Annotated in this window: 16 protein-coding genes; 7 read left to right on the forward strand and 9 right to left on the reverse strand. The window is 61.8% G+C overall.

Translation table 11 applies throughout. From position 1 onward, the window contains the following. Nucleotides 1-93 precede the first annotated feature (93 nt). Nucleotides 94-2,025, reverse strand: a complete 1,932-nt coding sequence (locus tag FXN63_RS09395; protein WP_246165085.1) for a PhoH family protein — start codon at nt 2,023-2,025, stop codon at nt 94-96. A 228-nt stretch (nt 2,026-2,253) separates the two neighbouring features. Here FXN63_RS09395 and FXN63_RS09400 point away from each other — a divergent pair, with 228 nt between their 5' ends. Next, a complete protein-coding gene (locus FXN63_RS09400; RefSeq protein ID WP_148814410.1) occupies nt 2,254-2,901 on the forward strand; it encodes a DUF5610 domain-containing protein in 648 nt (215 codons plus the stop codon). Between the two features lie 157 nt (nt 2,902-3,058). Here the strand turns inward: FXN63_RS09400 and FXN63_RS09405 are convergent, their stop codons facing one another. Together FXN63_RS09405 and FXN63_RS09410 are read right to left on the reverse strand one after the other, a co-directional pair. Further along, on the reverse strand, nt 3,059-3,523 hold the full coding sequence (locus FXN63_RS09405) for a peroxiredoxin (RefSeq protein WP_148814411.1): 465 nt from the start codon (nt 3,521-3,523) through the stop codon (nt 3,059-3,061). Nucleotides 3,524-3,581: 58 nt separating this feature from the next. After that, complete coding sequence (locus tag FXN63_RS09410; protein ID WP_148814412.1) at nt 3,582-3,962, reverse strand: Mth938-like domain-containing protein; 381 nt, start codon at nt 3,960-3,962, stop codon at nt 3,582-3,584. A 235-nt stretch (nt 3,963-4,197) separates the two neighbouring features. On the opposite strand from FXN63_RS09410, the gene FXN63_RS09415 reads away from it, so the two are divergent. Genes FXN63_RS09415 through FXN63_RS09430 form a run of 4 tightly spaced genes read left to right on the forward strand, consistent with a single transcriptional unit; the run spans nt 4,198 to nt 8,881 of the window. Beyond that, nucleotides 4,198-5,508: a homoserine dehydrogenase gene (locus FXN63_RS09415; protein ID WP_148814413.1), complete on the forward strand. Its 1,311-nt coding sequence runs from the start codon at nt 4,198-4,200 to the stop codon at nt 5,506-5,508. An 8-nt stretch (nt 5,509-5,516) separates the two neighbouring features. Then, on the forward strand, nt 5,517-6,932 hold the full coding sequence (thrC, locus tag FXN63_RS09420; protein ID WP_148814414.1) for a threonine synthase: 1,416 nt from the start codon (nt 5,517-5,519) through the stop codon (nt 6,930-6,932). Continuing rightward, nucleotides 6,929-7,558, forward strand: a complete 630-nt coding sequence (locus tag FXN63_RS09425) for a hypothetical protein (protein ID WP_148814415.1) — start codon at nt 6,929-6,931, stop codon at nt 7,556-7,558. The genes thrC and FXN63_RS09425 overlap by 4 nt, the downstream gene beginning before the upstream one ends. A gap of 39 nt (nt 7,559-7,597) precedes the next feature. Continuing rightward, complete coding sequence (locus FXN63_RS09430) at nt 7,598-8,881, forward strand: pyridoxal phosphate-dependent aminotransferase (protein WP_148814416.1); 1,284 nt, start codon at nt 7,598-7,600, stop codon at nt 8,879-8,881. A gap of 215 nt (nt 8,882-9,096) precedes the next feature. On the opposite strand, the gene FXN63_RS09435 is transcribed toward FXN63_RS09430, so the two are convergent. After that, on the reverse strand, nt 9,097-9,558 hold the full coding sequence (locus tag FXN63_RS09435; RefSeq protein ID WP_148814417.1) for a nuclear transport factor 2 family protein: 462 nt from the start codon (nt 9,556-9,558) through the stop codon (nt 9,097-9,099). Nucleotides 9,559-9,754: 196 nt separating this feature from the next. Between FXN63_RS09435 and FXN63_RS09440 the strand changes: the two genes are divergently transcribed. Beyond that, nucleotides 9,755-10,660: a LysR family transcriptional regulator gene (locus FXN63_RS09440; RefSeq protein WP_148814418.1), complete on the forward strand. Its 906-nt coding sequence runs from the start codon at nt 9,755-9,757 to the stop codon at nt 10,658-10,660. Nucleotides 10,661-10,827: 167 nt separating this feature from the next. On the opposite strand, the gene FXN63_RS09445 is transcribed toward FXN63_RS09440, so the two are convergent. After that, a complete protein-coding gene (locus FXN63_RS09445; RefSeq protein ID WP_148814419.1) occupies nt 10,828-11,232 on the reverse strand; it encodes a DoxX family protein in 405 nt (134 codons plus the stop codon). Nucleotides 11,233-11,567: 335 nt separating this feature from the next. Between FXN63_RS09445 and cysC the strand changes: the two genes are divergently transcribed. Next, nucleotides 11,568-12,092, forward strand: a complete 525-nt coding sequence (gene cysC / locus FXN63_RS09450; protein WP_246165086.1) for an adenylyl-sulfate kinase — start codon at nt 11,568-11,570, stop codon at nt 12,090-12,092. Between the two features lie 73 nt (nt 12,093-12,165). On the opposite strand, the gene FXN63_RS09455 is transcribed toward cysC, so the two are convergent. The 4 genes from FXN63_RS09455 to FXN63_RS09470 all read right to left on the reverse strand — a co-directional run bounded on the left by FXN63_RS09455 (nt 12,166) and on the right by FXN63_RS09470 (nt 16,698). After that, nucleotides 12,166-13,086, reverse strand: coding sequence for an STM4011 family radical SAM protein (locus tag FXN63_RS09455; protein ID WP_148814421.1), 921 nt, complete (start codon nt 13,084-13,086; stop codon nt 12,166-12,168). Between the two features lie 185 nt (nt 13,087-13,271). Then, nucleotides 13,272-14,615: an STM4012 family radical SAM protein gene (locus FXN63_RS09460; protein ID WP_148814422.1), complete on the reverse strand. Its 1,344-nt coding sequence runs from the start codon at nt 14,613-14,615 to the stop codon at nt 13,272-13,274. Further along, complete coding sequence (locus FXN63_RS09465; protein ID WP_246165087.1) at nt 14,615-15,427, reverse strand: STM4013/SEN3800 family hydrolase; 813 nt, start codon at nt 15,425-15,427, stop codon at nt 14,615-14,617. The genes FXN63_RS09460 and FXN63_RS09465 overlap by 1 nt, the downstream gene beginning before the upstream one ends. Beyond that, nucleotides 15,424-16,698 (reverse strand): STM4014 family protein, encoded by a 1,275-nt coding sequence (locus tag FXN63_RS09470; protein WP_148814423.1) that lies wholly within the window; start codon nt 16,696-16,698, stop codon nt 15,424-15,426. Before FXN63_RS09470 ends, FXN63_RS09465 begins: the two co-directional genes overlap by 4 nt.

The raw sequence follows: 16,698 nt of genomic DNA on the forward strand, positions 1-16,698 counted from the left end.
TAAAAAAGGCTGGGTCCGATCTGGACCCAGCCTTTTTTGTTTGTTGCCAGTGCGCCTCCGCGCACGCGTGTTTGCGTGTGCGGGGGGGACGGTTTACAGCGCGTCTGCCGCGTAATCCGCCAGCCTTGAACGCTCACCGCGCTGCAAGGTGATGTGGCCCGAATGCGCCCAGCCCTTGAAGCGGTCGACCACGTAGGTCAGGCCCGAACTGCCTTCCGTCAGGTAAGGCGTATCGATCTGCGCAATATTGCCCAGGCAGACCACCTTGGTGCCGGGACCGGCACGGGTGATCAGCGTCTTCATCTGCTTGGGCGTCAAATTCTGCGCTTCGTCGATGATCAGGAACTTGTTCAGGAAGGTACGGCCGCGCATGAAGTTCAGCGACTTGACCTTGATGCGTGAGCGGATCAGGTCCATGGTGGCCGCGCGACCCCAGTCGCCGCCGCTTCCGCTGCCGCTGCTGTGTTCGCTGTCACCCATGTTGAGCACGTCGAGGTTGTCTTCCAGCGCGCCCATCCAGGGCAGCATCTTTTCTTCTTCGGTACCTGGCAGGAAACCGATGTCTTCGCCCACCGGCACCGTGACACGGGTCATGATGATCTCGGTATAGCGTTTGGTTTCCAGTACCTGCGTCAGCCCCGCCGCCAGCGCCAGCAGCGTCTTGCCTGTACCCGCCTGACCCAGCAGCGAGATGAAGTCGCATTCCGGGTTCATCAGCAGGTTCAGCGCGAAGTTCTGTTCGCGATTGCGGGCGGTGATGCCCCACACATTGTTCTTGTTGTGGGTGAAGTCACGCAGGGTTTGCAGCACGGCGGTCTTGCCGACCACTTCGCGCACCTGCGCGTACAAGGGCATGCTGCCCTCGAAGTACACGAACTGGTTCACTGCAAATTGCGCGCACAGCGGGCCGGTTACCCGGTAGAAGGTGCTGCCGCTTTGCTGCCAGGACTCGATGCCCTTGCCGTGCTTGTCCCAGAAGTCGTCCGGCAATTGCAGCATGCCGGTATACAGCAGGTCTGAGTCTTCCAGCACCTGGTCGTTGAAGTAGTCCTCGGCCAGCAGGCCAAGTGCACGCGCCTTCAGGCGCATGTTGATGTCTTTCGACACCAGTACCACTTCGCGGTCCGGGTATTTGATCTTGACGGCGCTGACGACACCCAGAATCTGGTTGTCGGCCTTGCCCACCGGCAGGCTGTCGGGCAGTTCGCCGGTCATGCTGGTGGTCTGCAACAGCAGGCGGCCCAGCGCATCGCGGTTGCCCAGCTTGTCGAGCGGAATACCGTCGTCGATCTGCTCGCTGTTGACCACCAGCTGGTCAAGCAGGCGGCTGACCTGGCGGGCGTTGCGTGCGACTTCCGACACGCCTTTCTTGTGGTCGTCGAGTTCTTCCAGCGTGATCATCGGCAGGAAGACGTCGTGCTCGGCAAAGCGGAAGAACGAGCTGGGATCGTGCAACAGCACGTTGGTGTCCAGCACGAAGATGCGTTTGGCATCGGCGTGCGCACGCGCCGCGCGGCGTGTGGTTTCGACGCTCGGACGGCTGCGCGCCGCCGGGCGTGCCGTGGCGGTGGGTGCCACGGCGGCAACAGCTTGCTGTGCGTCGGCTGCCGGTGCGGCTTTGCCAGCTGCTTTGGTCTTGGGTGTTTTTTCCGCAACGGCAACGGGTGCGGCGACTTCTTTGGCAACCCGCGCAGACTTGCGCGCCGGTGCGGAAGGCGCGTCGACCGGCAGCGCAGCTGCGGTCTGAGCCAGGGGCTGGGCAACCGCGGGAGCAGCGGGTGCTGCGCGCTTCGCTGCGCTGGACAGCAACACGGCATCGCTGCCGCGTTTCGGACGTGCGGACTTGGCCGGCGTGGCACGCATGCCTGTCAATTCGGGCTGTACAAGAGGAGGGGAGGGGGGAACAACAACTTCCGGCTCGGTTGCAGCCGGCTTGCGTTTGGCGCGCGTCACGGCTGCTGCAGGTTCACCGTCCGACGCACTCAGGATCGAGGCGGGGCGGGTGGGCATCTTGGGAAGCGGCATGAATACAGGTCTCCTCGTCAGGAGCCTTAACGATACTGCACTTCCATGGCGGATTTATGGAGCAAGACCGTGCTTAGGTTGGATTTGGCAACCAGCATTGTCGTAATTCATCAGTCGGCCAACTATTAAGCTTTGATTAAGCTTGCCGTTAGTCACGCATTGCGTACGCCGGGGCGATCATTGCCGGAAGTATTGCCACGCGCAAGGCGCTTCTTTTGGAGGACGTGCATGGCTATCCAGACATCCAATATTGCCAATAGCAACACCAGCAGCACCACCCATCCCGACGCCACCAGCGCGTCGGCCTCCGCCAAGCCCGCGCCAACCGCTACCGAAGCGATGGCGCGCAACAAGGCACAAGTGAATACGCAGATCGTGCAAGCGTCGTTGACGGTGTCGATCAGCGCTGGAAACGAGTCGCAGCAGCTGGTGCTGCGCAATGTGGTCGACAAGCTCAATGAACTGCTGGACGACGGCAGCGGCATTCCTGCGCTGCAAACCGCGTCTCAGCAAGACAATTCACCCGAGGGTACGGCTGGGCGGATTGTGAGTCTGGCGACTGGTTTCTACGAGGCTTTCGCCAAGAAACATCCCAATGCAGACGAATCCGAGACGGCCGCGGCCTTCATGGAGACGATTCGCAGCGGGATCGAGCAGGGCTTCAAAGACGCGCGTGGCATTCTCGAAGGCCTGAGCGCGCTGCAAGGCGATGTGGCCAGCAACGTGGACAAGACCTACGAGCTGGTGATGAAGGGGCTTGACGAGTTCATGGCGAAATTCCAGCCCAAGGAGTCTACTGAGGCGGGTGCTCAGGCAGGTACTCCGACCGAAGCAAAGGCTGGCGTTCAGTCTGACAGCACCAAACCCGCAGCTTGAGGGTGACAAGGGCAGGGCTCGTCGCCTGAATACGGAAACGTTTCTGCCCTTGGCCACAAGGCTTTGTCGATCATGTTCTTTGATCGTGCTGTACGTCAGCCGGGTACGTCAGGCGGGTCTGCGGACCCGCCTGTTTTACGTCTGGACCTATATATATTCAGCCCAGTGCCTGCACGGCTGACAGCACCTCGTTCACATGGCCCGGCACCTTCAGGCCACGCCAGTCCTGCACCAGCAGACCCTCGGCGTTGATCAGGAACGTGCTGCGTTCAATGCCACGCACCTGCTTGCCGTACATGTTCTTCAGCTTCATCACGTCATAGGCCAGGCACACGGCCTCGTCCGGATCGGACACCAGCGTGAATTCCAATTCCTGCTTCAGACGGAAGTTTTCGTGCGACTTGATGCTGTCGCGCGACACGCCCAGCACCACCGCACCTGCTGCCTTGAACGCCTCGGCCTGGTCACGGAAGTTCTGTGCCTGGGTGGTGCAGCCCGGTGTGCTGTCCTTGGGATAGAAATACAGCACCACGGGTTTGCCGAGGAAATCGCTCAGGCTGATTTCGCCCTGGGTGCTGGCGGCGGTGAAGCCCGGCGCGGGACGGCCGACGAGGGGACGCATGCAGATTCCTGTGTGTAAGTCAGTGTGTAAATGAGGGTCTGGGAAGGGGATGGGCGGACTACGCATCCTGCTCGGGAATCAGCGCGATGCGAACACGCCGTCCCTCGGCAACCAGGATGTTGAAGGTGCGTGCTGCCGCCTGGGTAGTCATGACTTCAACGCCGATGCCGGCCTTCAGCAAGGGCTTGATCAGCGGCCCGGTCAGGAAGCGCTGGCGTGAACCTGTGCCGATCAACAACACTTCCGGCTGGTCTTTGGACGCCTGTGCAAGCGCGTCGGCGTTGATGTCGTCGACAGACGTCACGGGCCAGCGCTCGACCGTGCCGCTGGTGCCGAAGGTCACCGCGTAGTCGTGGCGCACCTTGTTGATGTCCAGATAGCCGGAACCATAGGCAGTGATGGTATTGGCGTTGGGATTGGAGTCGACGTGCAGTCTCATGCTGAATTCCGCAAAGAATGACGGGAAATGGCGGTATGTGGCGGTGCGGCGATTTGCCGGGGCCAAGGGCTTCCGATAGATTATAGGGTTAGCCTCGCAAGGTATCTGCGTGGCTGTTCCGCAAGGACGGGCGGCTGCCCACAGGATTGTCGCGGGGACGGACCCCGCGATCCCATTTTTGCGGAATCGGTGAAAGCTGGTTCCGCCGTGTGATTCAAAGCTTACGGAAAGTCAGATGGAACCCATTCGAGTCGGCCTGCTGGGCCTTGGTGTAGTTGGCGGCGGTACCTTCAAAGTGCTGGCACGCAATGCCGAAGAAATCGCGCGTCGCGCCGGACGCCGCATCGTGGTCACCAAGGTCTCCGCACGTGACCTGACTCGCGCCAAGGAACGTGTCGGCAATGACGCCGAGGTCGTCACCGATCCGTTCGAGATCGTGCGCGATCCGTCTATCGACATCGTGGTCGAACTGATTGGCGGCACCGGCATTGCCCGTGACCTGGTGCTGGAAGCGCTGGCTCAGGGCAAGCACGTGGTCACGGCCAACAAGGCCCTGCTGGCCAAGCATGGCAACGAAATCTTTGCGTTGGCCAGCAGCAAGGGCCTGATGGTGTCCTTCGAAGCGGCAGTTGCCGGTGGCATCCCGATCATCAAGGCCATTCGCGAAGGCCTGACCGCCAATCGCATCGAATGGGTTGCCGGCATCATCAACGGCACCACCAATTTCATCCTGTCGGAAATGCGCGACCGTGGCCTGCCGTTTGCCGACGTGCTGAAAGAAGCACAGGCACTCGGTTACGCCGAAGCCGACCCGACCTTCGACGTCGAAGGTGTGGACGCTGCGCACAAGCTGACCTTGCTGGCATCGATTGCCTTCGGCATTCCGGTGCAGTTCGACCGTGCCCACATCGAAGGCATCAGCCAGTTGTCGGCCGTGGACATCAAGTACGCCGAAGAACTGGGCTATCGCATCAAACTGCTGGGCATCACCAAGCGTCGTGCCGATGGCATCGAGCTGCGCGTGCACCCGACGCTGGTGCCCAGCAAGCGCCTGATCGCCAACGTCGAAGGTGCGATGAATGCCGTGCTGGTGAAGGGCGACGCCGTCGGCGACACGCTTTACTACGGCAAGGGCGCGGGCGAAGAGCCCACCGCATCGGCCGTGGTGGCCGACCTGGTCGACGTGACCCGTCTGCACACCGCCGACCCGGAACACCGTGTGCCGCATCTGGCCTTCCAGCCGGATTCGATCTCGGATGCACCCATCCTGTCGATCGATGATGTCAGCACGTCTTACTACCTGCGTGTGGAAGTCCAGGACGCCCCTGGCGTGCTGGCCGATCTCGCCCGCATTCTGGCCGATGCCTCGATCTCTATCGGTTCGATGATCCAGAAGCCAAGCGCCGATGCCCCCCCGCGTGCCGAGATCATCTTCCTGACGCACGAAGCCGTCGAGCGCAACGTCAATTCCGCTATCGCACTGATCGAGGCCCTGCCTACCGTGAGCTCGAAAGTCACGCGTCTGCGCCTTGAAAACCTGGGCTGATTCTTACCATGCGTTATCTCTCGACCCGCGGCGGCATGGCCCCGCAAGCGTTCACCGACATCCTGCTGGAAGGCCTGGCGCCTGACGGCGGTCTGGCGATTCCGGAAACCATTCCCCAGGTCACCGGTGCCCAGCTGACTGCCTGGCGTTCGCTGTCGTATGCCGACCTGGCCTACGAAATCCTGCGTTTGTTCGTCACCGACATTCCGGCCGATGACCTGCGTGCGCTGACGCGTGCTGCGTATCGTGCCGAGGTCTTCGGCAACGAAGCCATCGTGCCGCTCAAGCCTATCGATGGCGGCGTGTCGCTGCTGGGACTGTCGGAAGGCCCGACGCTGGCCTTCAAGGACATGGCCATGCAGCTGCTGGGCCACTTGTTCGAATACACGCTGACCAAGCGCGGCACCAGCATCAACATCCTGGGCGCAACCTCTGGCGACACCGGCTCGGCAGCCGAATACGCCATGCGTGGCAAGCAGGGCGTATCGGTCTTCATGCTGTCGCCGCAAGGCCGCATGAGCGCCTTCCAGCGTGCGCAAATGTACTCGCTGCAAGACGCCAACATCCACAACCTGACCGTGCCCGGCGTGTTTGACGACTGCCAGGACATCGTCAAGGAACTGGCGAGCGACCTGGACTTCAAGGCCAAGTACCGCATCGGTGCCGTGAATTCCATCAACTGGGCGCGCATTGCTGCCCAGGTCGTGTACTACTTCCACGGCTGGCGCATCGCCACCCGCAGCGAGAACGAGCAGGTGTCGTTCACCGTGCCCTCGGGCAACTTCGGCAATATTCTGGCTGGCCACATCGCCCGTCAGATGGGCCTGCCGATCAAGCGCCTGGTGCTGGCCACCAACGAGAACAACGTGCTGGAAGAGTTCTTCCGTACTGGTATCTACCGCCCGCGCGGTGCTGCCGAAACGCATCTGACCTCCAGCCCGTCGATGGACATCTCCAAGGCGTCGAACTTCGAGCGCTTTGTGTTTGATCTGGTCGGCCGCGACGCCGCCCGCGTCAAGGCCTTGTGGGAATCGCTGGCCAAGGACGGCCAGTTCGATCTGTCCGCCCAGCATGACGAATTCGCCGGCAAGTTCGGCTTTGGCTGGGGCACCAGCAACCACGCCGAGCGCATTGCCACCATCCGTGCCGTGCATGCGGCAACCGGCGTGGTGATCGATCCGCACACGGCCGATGGCGTAAAGGTTGCCCGTGACTTCGTCGAAGAAGGCGTGCCCATGCTGGTGCTGGAAACCGCCTTGCCAGTGAAGTTCGGGGAGACCATCGAAGAAGCCCTGGGCATCGTGGCACCGCGTCCGGCAGCGCTGGAAGGCATCGAGCAACTGCCGCAACGTGTATCGCCGGTCGAGCCCACGGCAGCCGCCGTCAAGGCCTTCCTGATTGCACATCAGGGCAGCCCGGCATGAGCCCGCTGCTGCGCGTCCTGCTGGTGGTTGGCGGCGTTGCCGCGGGCGTGCTGGCCGTGGGCGCGCGTGCAGCTTCCGAGCCTGCGCCGGGTGACCGGCCGCGCGTGGTGTTCGATGCAGCAGGCAAGCCGAAATTCATCGGCATGGCTGGCTGGGTCGAACTGTCGCGCACCGAGCAAGACGGCCGGCAGGTCGTCGAGTATCGATTCCCGCAGCCGGGCACCAACGGCCAGGAAGGCATTCTGCGGGTGATGTTGCAGACGGTCGCGCGGTCCACCAGGTTCGCAGACCTGAGCCCCGATGAACGAATCGCCGTCGAGGCTTCGCGTGACGCGGCCGTTCAGCACATGATGGATGAAATCGATGCCATGCCCGGTGTCGACTTCCTGTCTGGTGGTACGCAGTTCACGTTCACGGCGCTGGACGACGCCAAGCGCTACTACTACGTGCATCACTTCGCCATGAAAGGCATCGATCAGCCAGGCAACAAGCTTCGTCCGGCGGTGACCATCGATTTCCGTTGCCGGAATGCCATCGAGGTAGCAACGCCGGGCTACGACACGTCGATCGAGCCGTTCGAAGAGTTCTGTCGAGACGCACTACTGGACATCAACAAGCCCGATTGAGCGCTTTTGATTGACTGCTTTTCTTATTGAAGATCGCCTGTGAAAACCATCAGCAAATCGAGCAAGCTGGCCAATGTTCTGTATGACATCCGCGGACCCATCATGGATCGGGCCAAGCAGATGGAAGACGAAGGCCAGAAACTCATCAAGCTCAATATCGGCAACCTGGCGGTATTTGGCTTCGATGCCCCCGAGGAAGTCCAGCGCGACATGATCCGCAACCTGCCCAATTCGGCCGGCTACTCGGACAGCAAGGGCATCTTTGCCGCGCGCAAGGCGGTCATGCACTACACCCAGGCGCAGGGTGTGCAGGGCGTGACGCTGGAAGACATCTACCTGGGCAATGGTGCGTCCGACCTGATTGCGATGTCGGTCAATGCGCTGCTCGAAGACGGCGACGAACTGTTGTTGCCGGCACCCGATTATCCGCTGTGGACGGCGGTGGCGAGCCTGTCGGGCGGTACACCGGTGCACTATCTGTGCAACGAAGCCAAAGGCTGGTTGCCCGACCTGGACGATATCCGTGCCAAGGTCACGCCGCGCACCAAAGCGATCGTGATCATCAACCCGAACAACCCGACGGGCGTGCTTTATCCCGACGAGGTACTGCTGGGCATCATCGCCATCGCACGTGAATTCGGGCTGGTCATTCTGGCCGATGAGGTCTACGACAAGGTGCTGTACGACGGCATCAAGCACACCGCCATCGCAAGCCTGTCTACCGATGTGCTGACGCTGACCTTCAATTCGCTGTCCAAGAGCTACCGTGCCTGCGGTTTTCGTGCGGGCTGGCTGGTGGTGTCGGGCGACAAGCCCGCCGCACAGGACTACATCGAAGGCCTGAACATGTTGGCCAACATGCGGCTGTGCGCCAATGTGCCGGGCCAGTGGGCAATCCAGACTGCGCTGGGGGGCTACCAGAGCATCAACGAATTGGTTGGCGAGGGTGGACGCTTGCGCCGCCAGCGCGATCTGGCCTATGAGCTGATCACCGCAATTCCAGGTGTTACCTGTGTCAAGCCGCAGGCCGCGTTGTACATGTTCCCCAGGCTCGACCCCGAGGTGTATCCCATTGCAGACGACCGACAGTTCTTCCTGCAATTGCTGGAGTCAACCCGGGTGATGCTGGTGCAGGGCACGGGCTTCAACTGGCCGCAGCCCGATCACTTCCGTATCGTATTTTTGCCGCATGAACCGGATCTGCGCGAGGCCATCAACCGCATTGCCAAGTTCCTGGAGGAGTACCGCATCAAGCACCGCCGCAAACCGGCGGAGCCGTTTGATGACGGCGCGGAGAACCTGCCTGCTGTGGTGCCTACCTAGCTCGCGGTAGACGTGGTGTCACGCGGCTGGCTGGCCCGCGTGAGCCAGCGCCGGGGCATCCATCGGCCCCGGTACCTTGGGCTGCCAGCCTCGCGATTGTTCGGCGATTGTTCCGCGATCGCTTCGTGACTGGCTCGTGGTCGCCGGTGGCAGTCTGCATGCCGAAGAAATGCCCATCACCCCAGCACATGCCCGTCACGGGTATCGATCCAGGCTTAGAACATCCCGTTCGCGTGCGCCATGGTTTCCGGGATGGCTTGCGCCACATCCCAGTGCTCGACGATCTTGCCGCCTTCAAGCTTGAAGATGTCCACAATCGCGGTGCCGCGCGTACCCGGTTCGCGCACAGCATGCACATGAAGAATCACCGTGTCACCGTCCACGAATGACGCCTTGATCTCGCTGCGTGATTGCGGGAATTTGTCCTTCAGGAAACTGACGAATTTGCGGAAACCCTCGGGGCCATCGGCTGCATTCGGGTTGTGCTGCACATACCGATTGCCAACATACTTCAGCGCCTCATCGGCATTCTTCTGATTGATCCCTTTTTCGTAGAACGCGAGTACCGTCTGACGATTGGCTTCTTCTTGCGCCGTGTGGGCAGGTGCCTGCGCGAAGGCGGGCGACAGGCCCATCAAGGCGGTGGCGGCAAGGGCAACGAGCAGACGTTTTGACATGATGGTCCTGGCGAAAAATGCGGGAAGGCGATTGGAAGCTTGGGTGTGCCGACATGCGGAACATCCTGATGTACACAGCGAACATAGCCCGCAGCTTAGTGCGCAAAAAATGAACAAAAAATGTCGATTTCGGTCATAGTTTGTTGCGCAAATCGTTATAAACCCAGCGCCGCCGTGCGCGCACTTCGCTCCCATCATGGATCGCATCACTGCCATGCAAGTCTTCGTCACCGTGGTCGATCTCGGCAGCCAGTCCGCAGCTGCCGAACGGCTGGATCTATCGCGGCCGGCCGTATCGCGTTACCTGGCGGAATTGGAAGCGTGGGCAGGGGCACGGCTGATGCACCGGACCACCCGCAAGCTGGGGCTGACTGCGGCGGGCGAGGAAATGTTGCCCCGCTGTCGCCAAGTCTTGGAAACCATATCGGACATGCGCACCGCCGTCGCGGGGCCGCCCGATGTGCCGCACGGCCTGCTGCGCATCTCGGTCAGCAGTTCCTTCGGGCAGGCGCAGTTGGCGCAGGTGGTCGCCGACTACCTGCGGTTATACCCACGCGTGACGATCGATCTGATGCTGTTGGATCGTGCCGTGAATCTGGTCGATGAGCGGGTCGATCTGGCGATTCGCATTACCAACGAACTGGATCCGAATCTGATCGCCAAGCGCTTGTCGGTGTGTCGTTCGGTGCTGTGCGCATCGCCCGCCTACCTGCATGAGCACGGCACGCCGCGCAGCCTGGAAGACCTGAGTCAGCACAACTGCCTGACCCATTCCTATCATGGCAAAAGTCTGTGGCACTTCACACGAGATGGCGAGCCCACGACGGTGGCGGTTGGCGGCAATATCAGCGCCAACGAGACGCCCTCGCTGGTACAGGCGGCGCTGGCTGGTGCCGGGGTGGCAATGCTGCCGACCTTCCTGGCCATGGACCTGGTTCGTGAAGGGCGGCTGATTGCACTGCTGCCCGAGGCCACGCCGCGCGAATTGGCCATCTACGCGGTGTACACCTCACGCAAGCACATGACCGCTGCATTGCGCACCATGCTGGACTTCCTTGCCTCCCGGTTCCCGTCCGAGCCGGTGTGGGATCAGCAGGGCTGAACGTCCATTCGCCCATAAAAAATCCGACATCAGCGCGGTCTGCGCCAATGTCGGACAGGTCTTGCTCGGACAGGTCTTGCTGGGCTGAAGCTGGCGGGTCGAACTACAGGGTTGAAAACATCTCTCGACCCTGTACGCCCAAGCTCAGAAGCCCGAACTTACTGCATTCAAGCCGCGCCGCGCTTGGCGTCCAGGCTCCACACGCCGCCGCCGGCGACCGCGAAGTACAGGAACACGAAGCAGAACAGCACTGCCGATTCGCCGCCGTTCATCATCGGCGACCACACGAAGCCCTTGCCAGCGTGGCCGATGAAGTAAGCGAAGGCCAGCAGGCCCGACAGCACGAAGGCAACCGGACGGGTGAACAGGCCGATCAACAGCAGCACGCCACCAACCAGTTCCAGGATGCCGGCAACGCCGATCAGCGAGAAGATTTCCAGGTTGGCGAAGAAGGGCACCACGGGGAATTTCAGCAGCTTGGCGGTGCCGTGCTGGATCAGCATGAACGCCGACACAATGCGCAAGATGGACAGAACGCGCTGGGCGAGGAGCGGAGAGGCGGTGAAGGACATGATTGGCCGTTTGAAGAAGAATCGAAAGAGGGCAGGATGCCGGCAAAATATGGCATCCCTGTTAGCGCGAAGCTTAATTGCTATGGCGCAAGGAACAAAGCTGAAAAAACAGGATGGTTTGTTTCATTAATCGATCCAATACACGCTTCGATTACGAGAACTTTTATTGCGTGGCCGAGGTCGTGGGGGCTTCGGGGTGGTGCTTCCAGGTAGTGTTTCCAGTTGGTGCTTCATGCTGCAGTTCGTCACTCGGCTGACTTAAGCTGTCGCCCTGACTGATCTTCGCTTTTCCCTTCTCCTTTCTCTTTCCTTTTCTTCTTCATATGGCTTTGTCTGTGCTGCCTACCTCTGACGTGCGTACCCTGTGGTTCACCGGCTTGTCCGGCGCTGGCAAAACGACGCTTGCTCAAGGGCTGCTGGCGCGTTATCAGGCCGCTGGCCGACCAGCCCTGGTGCTCGACGGCGATCAGATGCGGCAAGGTCTGAATCGTGACCTTGGTTTTGCCCGCGAAGACCGGCTTGAAAACGCACGCCGCCTGGCGGAAGTCGCCAAGCTGTTGAATGCCGCAGGCGTGACGGCCATCGTCGCCATCATTTCGCCCTATGCTGATGACCGCGCCATGGCACGCAAGATCGTGGGCGCACCGTTTGCGGAAATTCATCTGGATGCATCGATCCAGGTATGCGCCGCGCGTGACGTGAAAGGCTGGTACGCGCGGGCTGCGGCGGGGGATCTGCCAGGGTTCACCGGCGTGTCGGCACCTTACGAACCGCCGTCGCAACCCGACCTGGTCGTGCACACGGGTGGAGATTCCGTTGACGCTTGCTTGGCAACCTTGGGCGGTTTCCTGCGGGTGTAAGGCGGGCAGCTAAGGCAGGCTGGGAAGGCAGGCAGCTAAGGCGGACTGCCCAAGCCCTGCACACGGACCGCCTTTACAGCGCCGTCATCATGATGCGGCGTGGTGTCGATTGAGCCGCTGGCATCGTGTCTGCCGCCCCCTGGTAATGCCAGGCGCGCGGTACGCGCATCAACAGGCCGTCACCAAAGTCATCCACAAAAGGCAGGTCGCGCCGTTGCGCATAACCGATGTAGCAGTCGCACATGCGGCGACGGCAACTGCGTTCGTTCAGCAGCTCGGCGATCGGTTGTTCGTACAGGTTGCCCAATACCTGCGGCAGAAAATGGCAGCGGCGCACGCTGCCGTCACCATCCACGCTGATGGCGTCGCTGCCTGCACGACAGGGTCTGCCCGCACTGCGTGAAGGATGGGCATTGAAATCGAACCAGGGGTCGATGCGCTGCAGCCAGGCCTGTTCGTCGTCGCTGTAGTAGCCCGGGCCCAGATCGTTGTAAGCATTGAGCCAAAGATAGACATCAGCCGGCAGCGCCGCGCGCAGCGCACGAATCTCGTCGAAGTGCTGGCGCAAGGCCACCACGCCCACACTGTAGCGGGCACCACTGGCCGATACGCGGGCGCAGCGCTCGACAAAGCGCGCCAAGGTGGTCTCGCCTGGATGGTAAGTGCACCACAGCCCGATCTTGCCTGGCGGCGCGTCGTGCAACCACTCGGTCGGGCCGCTCAGGTTGGTCTGAATTGATACCGTGCGCACGTGCGCGCTGGCGGCCAGGGTCAGCATGGCCTGTCGGTACGGCTTGCGGATCATGGCCTCGCCCCAGGGCGTGAACAGCACCTGCAAGGGGCGGGTCTGTGCCAGCGCCCACGCGACGAAGCGTTGCAAGTCGGCGGCGTCGCGCGCCAGCGCTTCGCGCGAATCACGGCGCTTGGCAAACGGGCAGTAGCCACACGCGTAGTTGCAGCTTGCCAAGCGGCCGCGATACAGCACGGAAAGCACGGGCGTCGGAAGTGCAGAAGTTGGAAGTGCAGGCGTTGGAATTGCGGCGGATGAAATGGGTGTCGAAGCGGTTGTTGATGCGGGCATTGACGCATGGATTGACGCAGGCATTGAAACCACAGCCGTAGAAAACCCCGGCGATTCAACATCCGCCAACGCCTCACCCCGCACCGCCTCAAGGACTTTCATGCCGCCTCGTAGGCCTGCATCAAAGCACCCGCTCGTGCAGAAATCAGCCACGGGCCGATTACATCGGCCGCCGCCATGCCTTCAGCGGTCAAGGCCAGCAGGTCACCGTCGAAGGCGGCAAGCTTCAGGCTCAGCAACTCGTCGAGCTGCGGCATGGTCGCCAGCACATCGTCACCAAAACGCGCGTGATACGCCGACAGGCTCAGCCCTGGCCACGTCAGTAAAGACTGAATGACAAAGCGTCGGCGCTGGTCTTCCTCGTCAAGCGCATAGCCATACGAGGCATAGGCGAAGTCTTTTGGGTCGCGGGTGTTGTAGGCCTGCAGGATGTCGTTGATGCGCATGCGGCCAACGCCGTATTCCTCGGAATAATGCACGCTGCGGGTGTACGACCGCGCACCGCAACCCACGCCGATCATGCCGTCGTCCTGGCAACAGTATTCCGGTCCGTTCTGGGCCGGTGCATGGGGCGCGCGGAACATGCGCATCGACACCTGCTCGTAACCTTGTTCGACCAGGAAATCGCGCGCGGCGCGATACAGGGCAGGGCGCGGGTCGCCGGCCTGCATCAGCGGGATCGTGCCGCGCCGTTGGCGTTTGTCCAGGCCGGTCAGCTCGCGAACGTACAGGGGATACAGGTACAGCTCTTCGGGGGCATAGGCCAGTGCCGTCTTCAATGACGCGATCAGGCTTTCCACGGTCTGGCCGGCAATGCCGTAGATCAAATCAAGATTCAGGGTCGGGAATTCATTCTTGCGGATCAAGGCAATGGCGTCTTCGACCTGCCGATTCTGCTGGGGTCGTACCAGGGCCGAGGTCTCGTGCGGCAGGAAGCTCTGCACACCCATGCTGACCCGATCGATGCCTGCCGCGCGACAGACCTCCATGCGGTCGGCCGTCACGGTTTCGGGCGAGACTTCAATACCTGCTGGAATCTCGTTGGGCGCACGCCGGGTGAGACGTCGGGCACCTTCGAACAGGCGTTCCAGCTGGGCGGCTTCCAGGAAGGTCGGCGTGCCGCCGCCCACCGCAAACCGCGAGAACTGGCGCTCCCCCAGTACCTCGTCCAGCACACCCATCTGCGCGATCATCTGATCGACATAGCGGTTAACCATGTCGTCGCGCGGCTGGGCCAAGGCGAACAGGTTGCAGAAGCCGCAACGCATCGTACAGAAGGGTACGTGCAGGTATAAAAACAGCGAGCTGCGATCTTCCTGCGCCCACAGCGGCGCGAGCGGGCGCGGCGGAGTCAGGCTGCGATACGCAGTCTTGTGCGGATACGAGTACGAGTAGGCCTCGTACGGGTTCTGCGACAGTCGTTGAGAAAGTGACAAGGGCATCAGCGGCCTACAAAAAAGTGGGTGTAGGGCACGGTCCAGACGGTGTCGTGCGCAATGCGGTGACCGCGATAACCGTCTTCACCGTACGCGCCACCGTGGTCGGCGCAAACGATGAACAAGGTGGGCGCACGCCGCGCGCAGGTATCCAACAAGGGCGCAAGCGCAGCGTCCACATATCGCAAGGCAGCCGCGTGGCTGGCCAGCGAGTCCTGTGTGCCACGCTCGCCCGCAGCTTGAAAGATTCGATTGGGCGAATGGATGGCAGACACGTTCAGGAACAGCATGACGCGCTGTTCAAGCGCGGCCAGGCGTTCACAGGCCAGGGAAACCTGCACCTCGGTCGAGTGACGGCCTTGCACGCCCATTGCAGGTGACCAGTGCGATTCCTGGAACAGCGCGGGAAGCACACGGCCTAGCGCGGTTTCAGGATTGAAGAAGCCAACACCACCAATGCAGATCGTGCGATACGCCCGTGCAGCCAGCCCTTCGATGAAGCTGGCTTCGTCGAAGACGGCGGTATGCGACACGGTGGTTTCACTGCCGCCAAATGCCGTGGCGAACAGGCGTGGGTGGCGGCCAGGCTCAGCAGGCGTCGGCAGGAAGCCGGCAAAGAAAGCGTGGTGCGCGGCGTAGGTGAAGCTGCCCGGCGTGTGGCGACGTTCCCAGCCTTCAGGCGGCAGGTGGGCTTGCAATACAGGCAATCGCCCGGCATTGAATTCGGCTTGCGCAACGTCGTAGCGCAAGGTGTCCAGCGTGATGAACACGATGTCGTGGCTGCCCACCACCTGACGCATGTCGGGGATGCGGCTCATGACGATGCTGCGGGCGTGGGTCGGGGCTGGACCTGTGATGGTGCGACAGGCAATATTGGATGCTGCGGGGCTGGAATCTGCTGATCCTGATTGCGCTGCACATGCTTCGGAAAAAGCGCGTGCAATTGCGCGTCGTAGGTATCCCGGCCTTGCCAGTGCAGGCGCGGCAACAAGTCCCCAAAGGCATTCGCTTCCAGCACCCAGGCGCGCTCGCCGCGCACCACGATGTCCAGGCCCATCATGCGGCTGCGCGGGAAGGTGCGTGCCGCTGCGCGGGCCGTATCCACCAAGGCTTGCAGGGCCACATCGTTCAGCAGGTCTTCTGCCTGCGCGCGCTGTGCGTCCAGATGCAGATTGGTCATTGGGGCGTTGTTGACGCGTGCCACCCGATGCTGCGGTTCACCATCCAGGGTGACGACGCGGAAGTCATACCCGCCGCCCTGGGTGCGGGGTTTGGGAATCCACGCTTCGGCGTAGGCCTGATCGGCAGCCAAGGTGTCGATCAGGGCTGCAATCTCTTGCGTGTTCGTATATCGACGCATGCGCTTGGCATTGAAGTGCTGCCCGTTTGCGCTGTGCACGGTGCTGACGGCCAGTTCATTGCCACGACGGTTGCGGCGATAGGCCACCACACCCGCTGCCGACGAGCCATAACGCGGTTTGATGAACGCGTTGTCCACGCCCGCCTGGTCGAGCAAAGCAAGCAGATGGCCGTAGCCCGAGACCGCACCAAGCAAGGGCGGAATAGCCACGCCATGTGAGCGAAGATGTTGCTGGCAATTCAGCTTGTCGGTCATCAACAAGATGTCTTCGACTGGCGACAGCGGCGCGGCGGTTTGTGGTATCGCACGCAGGAATTGCGCAAAGCCGGCATACCAGTCGCGCGTGGGCATGAGTTCACCCTTGGCGACGGGTTTGGGCGGTAGCACAGTGGTGCTTATCGTTGGACTGGCGGCGGTGCAGTCATGGGTGATGTCATCAGAGCCTTTGCCACCGGACACCACGTTATCGGGCATCGGCTTTTCAGCCATGCCCGAACCCGCTTCCCATCCACGCAGGCACAACTGGTGTTGCACCCAGGCATCGTCGCCAGGTGAATCTATTTTCAGCGCCATGCCCGTGGCGGCCATGGCGTGCAGGGCAGTCGGGTCGCGCATTGCGTCGGCGTAATCGACGCAATGCAATACCACGTCACCGTGCCGCTGGGCGGCGTCCTGCAGCCCGCGCATGCGCTTGCCGCCAGCCACGCCGAGCACCAGCAGCGAGTGCAC

The sequence above is a fragment of the Pigmentiphaga aceris genome, assembly GCF_008119665.1.
Classification (GTDB): domain Bacteria; phylum Pseudomonadota; class Gammaproteobacteria; order Burkholderiales; family Burkholderiaceae_B; genus Pigmentiphaga; species Pigmentiphaga aceris.